Here is a 7796-nt window from a genome sequence, read left to right on the forward strand (position 1 = left end):
GCCTCCCGGCCTTCCCCGCTGCTCTCCACCGGCATCTCTGCGCGCAGCCTTCCCTCCGCAAGCCGCGTCAGCACCGGACGTGCCCAGCGTTCCAAATGATGAAGCCAATACAGCCGCTCTTCCCTGCCAGCATGTTCTGTTCGTTCCGACATTCCTCTGTCTCCTCTCCCGGCTTCACGGCCGGCCCTAAGTTGGATGAAAGCACCGTATTCGCGCGGGCTTACAAAAGCCCCCTCCACTCCCTACTGGCAGCGGTTCATGAACTCCACCATGCGGGTGTACGCGATTTTTTCGTTGGCCTTTTTGGTCATGCCATGACCCTCGTCCTCGAACACAATATACTCAACGTCGCGGCCCTTGGCCTGGAGCGCTTCCACGATCTGGTCGGACTCCGCCTTGACCACCCGCGGATCGTTGGCCCCTTGAATGATCAGCATCGGGTTGACCATCTGATCCAGATACGTTATCGGCGAATCCTTGACGAACCGTTCGCGGTCGCGTTCCGGATCGCCGAGCCAGCGCTCCATGATCGACTTCCAGTGGTCCGGCACGGAATGGTAGAACGTAAACAGATTACTGACGCCGAAAATATCCACGGCCGCCCGAAAATACTCGGGATTGCGCCCGGCCAAGAGCAGGGTCATATATCCGCCGTAGCTGCCGCCGACCACGAACAGCTTATCCCTTGAGGAAATGCCTTGCTCGAACAGCCACTCCATCCCTGCCAGGCAGTCCTTGCGCGGCCCTTCGCCCCAGTCCTGCTCCACCAGCTTCACAAACGAGCTGCCATAGCCTGTGCTGCCGCGGAAGTTCGGACAGAAAATGTTGTAGCCCTGCGCGATGATATATTGGAACATCGACCGGAACTGCTTGCGCTCCGCGGCCTGCGGCCCGCCGTGCGGCCAGAAAACGGTATACCCGTTGGCCGAGTCCTCCTTCGCCCGGTACAAAAGAGCCTCTATCTTCATCCCGTCAAAAGAGGAATAGGACACCACTTCGGGCGCGGACAAGTCCTCCTCGGTCAGTCCCGTCAACCCCGCGGTCCGTCACCAAATACGCCGTCCGCGATTCCCGGTGCAGACGGATCAGCTCCACACTTTCCCGCTCGATTTGCAGCCGTGGTTGAAACGTCCCGGTCGTCAGATCGAAGGAAGCCAAATAAGCAAATTCCGCATCATAATCGGTGGCAAAGACCACCTCCCCATCATTTAGAAAATGAACCTCACCCGCATTATGGACCCGCCCGGGATCCGGCGTCAGGCACTGATCCGCCTCGTCCCCTACCCGGCGTAAATAACTGACGTTGTATGTATTCGCGTAGCTCTTGGTGTATGCGAAGGTCTGCTCATCCGGGCTGACGGCCGTAAGACTGGTCGTCGTTTCTTCGCCCTGCAGGAGCAGCCGGTCCTCTCCCGTATCCAGGCGGTACACCCGGGAATTCAGAAACATCGGGTTATCCCGGGAGGTGCTGTAATACAGGCGGTTGCCGTCTTCGGACAGATGGACAAAGTAATGCTTTTCATCCGGAGCGCTCTCTGGAAACAGCGGCAGCGGCTGTCCGCCGTTCCACTTCAGCGCATGGAACTGGTAGTTTTCGTCGCCGTCGCGGTCAAACGCCGTCAGCAGATGCCTTCCCTCCGGGTCCGGCTTAACGAAGCTGGCCATTTGATCGTTGTACGTCAGCGGGTACGGATACGATGTATCCCCTTTCAAATCCATGGCCCACACATTGAATTTCCCGCTCAGGCTGGCGCTGAATACAAGCCTCGACTCGTCGGCGCTCACTCCGAAGCTGCTGATGACATAGCTCTGAAAAAACTGCTCCACATCCGGTTTTGGAAATGATATCATACCTTCGCCTCCTTTGATTAGGTGTGATTAGGCGCTTGTATACTTGCTGCTGCAATGCTGCTTCGTGTTGGCTGCGCCTGTACGCTTTCTTACCCATTATATCGAAAAAACGGCCTGACGAAGGGAGATCATCCCTACTTTTTTTCGCCAAAAAACCAAAAAAGCCGCACCACCAAGGTCCATGCATCCCATTGCATCCTCCCTTGAGCGTACAGCTTTTTCCCGTTACAGCTTTCCAGCTTCATTAAATGTTCGTATCCCTTGAATCATGCTTTACGGAGCAGTTGTCTCCCGCCAAGATGGCCCAGCATATCCTTCGTCATGGCGTCCAGGTCGTAACGCGCCCGGAATCCCCATTCGGCCTTCGCCGCCGAAGCGTCGATGGAGTGCGGCCAGCTGTCTGCAATCGCCTGACGCTTCGGATCGACATTGTAGTCCAGCGTGAAGCCTGGGATTTCTTTGCGGATCGCCGCAGCGATCGCTTCGGGATCTACGCTCATGGCCGTCACGTTAAAGGAATTGCGGTGCGTCAGCCGCGACGAGTCGGCTTCCATCAGATCAATAATGGCGGTCAGGGCGTCCGGCATGTACATCATATCCATGTTGGTGCCCTTGGCGATATAAGACGTGTACTTGCCTTGAGTGACGGCCGCATAATAAATCTCCACCGCATAATCCGTCGTCCCTCCGCCGGGAGGCGTCACATAGGAAATCAGCCCGGGAAAACGGAGACCCCGCGTATCCAGCCCATATTTATGGTAATAGTAATCGCACAGCAGCTCACCGGACACCTTATTCACGCCGTACATCGTGTTAGGGCGCTGAATCGTGTCCTGCGGCGTGTTGTCCTTCGGCGTCGACGGCCCGAACGCCCCGATGGAGCTTGGCGTAAAGAACTGGCATTTCAGCTCTCTGGCCACCTCCAGCGCATTCATCAGCCCGCCCATGTTCAGATTCCAGGCCAGGAGCGGCTTCTCTTCGGCTGTTGCCGACAGCAGCGCCGCCAAATGAATGATCGTATCGACCTGATATCGCTTGGCAATTTCATGCATCGCCTTGTCATTGGTTACGTCCAGCAGCTCGAAAGGACCCGTCCGGGTAATTTCGTGGGCGGATGAACGCAGATCTGTCGCAACGACCGCGTCGTTGCCGTATATTTCACGCAGCTTGGCAACCAGCTCGGAGCCGATTTGCCCAAGCGCCCCTGTCACCAGAATCCTTTTCACGCGTCATTCCTCCTTGGAAAATTCACTAATAAATTTACCCGATCAGGTTCATTTCTTTGCCGACCTTTTCGTATACACCGATGACCTGCTCCAGCATTTCCTTCGTATGAGCTGCTGTCGGCATGTTGCGGATCCGGCCCGTTCCCTTCGGCACCGTCGGGAATACGATCGATTTTGCATAGACGCCTTCCTCAATCAGCCGCTTGCTGAACTGCTGCGTCTTCACTTCGTCCCCGATGATGCAAGGGGTGATCGGCGTTTCGCTGTGTCCGATGTCATAACCAAGCGCGCGCAGACCGTCTTTCAGGAAACGGCCGTTCTCCCACAGCTTGTCGATGAGCTCCTTGTCGTTCATCAGAATGTCCACCGCCGCGATGCAGGCCGCAATGACTGCCGGAGGCTGGGAGGTCGAGAACAGGAACGGACGGCTTCTCAGCTTCAGCCACTCGATCAGCTGCTTCGAACCGGCGACATAGCCCCCTACAACGCCAATCGCCTTCGACAACGTACCGATTTGAAAATCGATCCGGTCGGACAGGCCGAAATGCTTGACGGTTCCCGCTCCTTCGCCCAAAACGCCGGAGCCGTGCGCATCGTCAACATACGTAATGAGGTCGAATTCCTCGGCAATCTTTACGATTTCCGGCAGCTTGGCGATATCGCCGTCCATCGAGAACACGCCGTCGGTGATCACCATAATTTTGTTGTACAAGCCGGATTCCTTGGCTGCTTTCGCCTGGCTTCTCAGATCTTCCATGTCCGAATGCTTGTAGCGGATCACTTTAGCCTTCGACAGGCGGCAGCCGTCGATAATGGAAGCGTGATTCAGCTCATCAGACAAAATGGCGTCGTTTGCGTCCATCACCGCAGAAATGGCGGCCATATTGCAGTTAAAGCCCGATTGGTACACAATGACAGCTTCCGTGTGCTTGAACCCGGCCAGCTTCTCCTCCAGCTGGTTATGCAAATCCAGCGTTCCGTTGATCGTTCTGACGGCGCCGGCACCCGCACCGTGCGTCTTGGCTGCCTGCACCGCCGCGTCGACCAGCCGGGAATCGGTGGCGAGACCCAGGTAGTTGTTGGAGGAAAGGTTAATCAAGGACTTTCCGTCAATTTGGATCACCGGGCCGTTTGGTCCCTGCACCGTATCAATCACGTTATACAATCCCTTGGCTTTCAGATCTTCTATGTTCGTGCTAAGAAACAAGTCCAATGCCTGACTTGCCATATCAATCCCTCCTCAATATACATATGTCCTCTCATAGTAGACATTTAAAATCCGTTATTTCCCTTGCCATTACAGGCTTTATTTAATTTTTAATGTATCACCTTTTATTCGATTTGTACATCCACTGAGGACAAAAATATTTCGGATTTTTTACAGGGCAAAGCGCTGGCCGGGCTGATGAACAGCGAAAATGAAAAACAACTAAACCCGAGGCATTCGGAGTTTAGTTGTTTTCTGGGCTTGCCGTTCCACTGGAAAACAGGACAGCGATGCCTTGTTTCTGAACGCTTACTTCATCGCCTTATTTCGGCTGCTCGGCCGTTTGCTTCCTAGACGTCCATCCCATTGCAAATTCATTCAAATCGATCGATTTCCCTTGATGAAGCCGCGATTCCTCTGCCGCGAACGCCATCAGATGGCTGCGCACCGATGCGCTTGCCGACGTCAGGCCTTCCTGGCCGCTGTAGCCGCGGACTTCCTTGAGGAAGCTGCGGACGATGCCGCTGTCTCCGCCGCCGTGGCCGCTCGCCTGGGACGGGATGGCGATTTCCGTCTGCTGATGGGTCAGAAAATCGAAGACGGTGATCTTCCCTTCCTCGCCGCGGAGCTCGCCGCGCGTACCCATGATCTGAATCCGGCGCTCCTGCTCAAAGGTAAAGCCGCACATGCTGAACATCGCCGTAGCTCCGCCTTCAAATTCCATGTTGACCACCTGGTGGTCAACGACGTTGTTGTCGCTGCGGTAGACGCAGCGGCCGTAGTCCGTCTCGCGCAGGCCCTGGATGATGCTCGCCTTCGTCAGCTCCGGCGTGAAATGTCCGGCCCAGCCTTTGTATTGGTCGCTGAGGTAGAACCTCGGCGCCGAATACGGGCAGTCCGGCTCGACGGCGCAGTCCAGGCAGCGGGCCGCCGAGCCTTCCGGCGCGCGGCCTTCATGGAAGTGCATCAGCGAGCCGTACGAGCTCACCCGCAGGCACGGCTTATCCATAAGCCAGGACAGCACATCCATGTCATGGCAGGATTTGGCCAGAATCATCGGGCTGGCCTTGTCCGAGTGATTCCAGTTGCCGCGGACGAAGCTGTGGGCAATATGCCAGTAGCCCACGTTCTCGTTCAGCTGGATCGACGCGATTTCGCCGATCGCCCCGCTGTCGATCACCCGCTTGATCGTGCTCCAGAACGGCGTGTACCGCAGCACGTGGCAGATCGTCAGCAGCCGGTCATGGTCCCTGGCCGCCTGCTCCATGTCCAGGCATTCGCCGGGATCCGGAGACATCGGCTTTTCCAGCAGGACATGATACTTTTGCCTCAATGCCTGCATGGTGGGACCGTAATGCATCCGGTCCTGCGTGCAGATAACGGCGATGTCCGCCATCCGCTCCGCGGTGAGGAGCGGCTCCCAGGATTCGTAGCACCGCTCCGGATCAATGCCGTGCTTCTCGGCAAAACGGAGCCGCCGCACCGGATCCGCCTCCGCCACGGCCACGAATTCCAGCTCATGCGGGTAGTCCAGCGCGTATGGGGCGTAACCTCCGGCTCCGCGGGCGCCCGCGCCGATCAGAATCGCTTTCAGTTGCGTCATATCTTGTTCGCTCCTTTGAAGTCACTATATCAGTTGAACCATTGAACTGGGTTCAACCTATCCATTGCAATTATTTGGAATAACGGTCCGCCGCCGACTGATAGATGGCGATGTAGCGGTCCAGGCCCATTTTTTGCAGCGTGGACACGTACGCATCCCACTCGTCAAAAGAGGCGTTGCCGGATATGAATTTGTCGCGCATTTCGTCGACATAGGTCGTAATATCCGTCTGGATGCCCGTCAGGTCGGCCTGCTCCTCGGCGGTGAAGTTGAACGGCGGCCAGATTTGATCCTGCGGCACGACATGCGGCTCTGCTTTTTTGGCATTGTCGACGGACGTCGGCAGCCCTTCGGCTCCTTTGAAGTACTTCTGAGTGACGAAGCCGGGATAATAGCCGCCTGGCCAAATCAGGTACTGCCCTACCGCCTGGTCCAGATTCAGGCCGTTCGGGTTGTTTTTGATGTCGTCCACGTAATCCACGCTGCCGTCCGCGTTTTCTTTATAGGTCTCATCTTTCCAGCCCATGAAGAACATTTTGATGCCTTCGTCACCATAAAAATAGTCCATCCAGCGCATCAACGCCTCGGGATTTTTCGCTTTATCGGTCAGTACAAACATCCCGATGTTGCCGAGCGGCGATCCGGTCGCGCTGAACATTTGGTCGCCATGCGGCCCCTTGAGCACCGGCAGCCCGACATAGCCCTTCTGGTTGTAAATCGCCACCGGGTCGACATTATCCACTACCCCGATCAGCCCTTCCATCCCTTTTGCATCGACTTCGGTGCTCTTGACCGACATGATGTCCTGTTCCAGCAGGCCGTCCTTGTAGAGCTTGTTGACGTACTGAAGCAGCTCTTTGTAGCGCGGATCGGTCGGGATAAATCGGACTTTGCCGCTTTCCGGATCGGTATCGACATATATATTTGACGTTCCGTGGTTGTTCAGGCCGAAAGAGCCGCGCAGGTAATTGACCAGGCCAGCCGCTCCGACCGCACCCCATGCGATTTCGTCCTTCTGTCCGTTACCGTTCGGATCATTCTCCTTAAACGCCTTCAGCATGTTATAAAATTCATCCAGCGTCTGCGGCTCCTTCAAGCCCAGCTTGGTGAGCCACTCGCTTTTCACCCATGGCGTCCCGTACAGCACGGACTTGAATTCGGGATCGTACAGCGTTGGCAGGCCGTAAATGTTGCCGTCCGGCATCGTGATGCCTTTTTCGATGATCGGGTACTTCTCCATCAGCGCTTTAAAGTTGGGCGCGTATTTGTCGATCAGGTCGTTCAGCGGAAGAAATGCGCCCTGTTTGCCGTATTTAAGCAGGTCGGCCCGGGGAAACGCGGAAGCGTAGAACATTTCCGGGTAATCGCCGCCGGCCAGCAGCAGATTGCGCTTCTCCGCCAGATTGTCCTTCTGAACCGTGTCCCACTGGACGTGAATGTTGCTCATTTTCTCGTATTCCTGCCACAGCTTGATGTTGTTCCAGTCGGCATTAGCGAAAAACTTGCCCGCAAAAGCGGTCACCGTCAGCTTGTCGGTTACGATTGGCATCCCGGTCTCATTGACCTGTCCCCCGCCCGAACCTCCGCCTTTCGATTCCGCGGCTGCGCCGCCTTCCTTGTCCCCCGAGCTGCAGCCCGCCGCCAGCGATACCGTCAGCACGCAGGTCAGCAGCAGACTCCCCCATTGCTTCAGCTTCATCCAAGATTCCTCCCTTTGATCTGATTCCAACCACGATTCCATCATTTATCCATGCAAGGAATTATCCTTTGATGGCTCCGATCATGACGCCTTTGACAAAATAACGCTGCAGGAACGGGTATAGCACGAGCACCGGAATGTTGGCCACCACCAGCACGGCGTATTTGATGCCTTCCACCTCGCGCTGCTGCTTGATCGCCGATTCGGTCG

The 7796-nt window shown here is 56.2% G+C and carries 4 protein-coding genes and 2 pseudogenes; all 6 read right to left on the minus strand.

What is annotated here, in order from left to right; all coding sequences use genetic code 11:
- Positions 1-242 precede the first annotated feature (242 nt).
- A pseudogene (locus tag CPT76_RS17535) lies at positions 243-1851 on the minus strand (S9 family peptidase).
- Between the two features lie 266 nt (positions 1852-2117).
- Entirely contained in the window at positions 2118-3077 is a 960-nt protein-coding gene (locus CPT76_RS17540) for an L-threonine 3-dehydrogenase (RefSeq protein ID WP_105443751.1), read from the minus strand.
- A 34-nt stretch (positions 3078-3111) separates the two neighbouring features.
- Positions 3112-4305: a glycine C-acetyltransferase gene (locus tag CPT76_RS17545; RefSeq protein ID WP_105443752.1), complete on the minus strand. Its 1194-nt coding sequence runs from the start codon at positions 4303-4305 to the stop codon at positions 3112-3114.
- A 301-nt stretch (positions 4306-4606) separates the two neighbouring features.
- Complete coding sequence (locus CPT76_RS17550) at positions 4607-5887, minus strand: Gfo/Idh/MocA family protein (protein WP_105443753.1); 1281 nt, start codon at positions 5885-5887, stop codon at positions 4607-4609.
- Between the two features lie 70 nt (positions 5888-5957).
- Positions 5958-7586, minus strand: a complete 1629-nt coding sequence (locus CPT76_RS17555; protein WP_105443754.1) for an extracellular solute-binding protein — start codon at positions 7584-7586, stop codon at positions 5958-5960.
- A gap of 61 nt (positions 7587-7647) precedes the next feature.
- Positions 7648-7796 (minus strand): annotated as a pseudogene (locus tag CPT76_RS39950) (carbohydrate ABC transporter permease); the annotation flags it as partial.

Origin of the sequence: Paenibacillus sp. AR247 (genome assembly GCF_002968895.1) — a bacterium.
In the GTDB taxonomy this organism is placed as follows: Bacteria; Bacillota; Bacilli; order Paenibacillales; family Paenibacillaceae; genus Paenibacillus_AQ; species Paenibacillus_AQ favisporus.

Excerpts from the sequence above, each read along its gene's own strand:
- CPT76_RS17550 (WP_105443753.1), bottom strand. The coding sequence starts at position 5,887 with ATGACGCAACTGAAAGCGATTCTGATCGGCGCGGGCGCCCGCGGAGCC.
- CPT76_RS17545 (WP_105443752.1), bottom strand. The coding sequence starts at position 4,305 with ATGGCAAGTCAGGCATTGGACTTGTTTCTTAGCACGAACATAGAAGAT.
- CPT76_RS17555 (WP_105443754.1), bottom strand. The coding sequence starts at position 7,586 with ATGAAGCTGAAGCAATGGGGGAGTCTGCTGCTGACCTGCGTGCTGACG.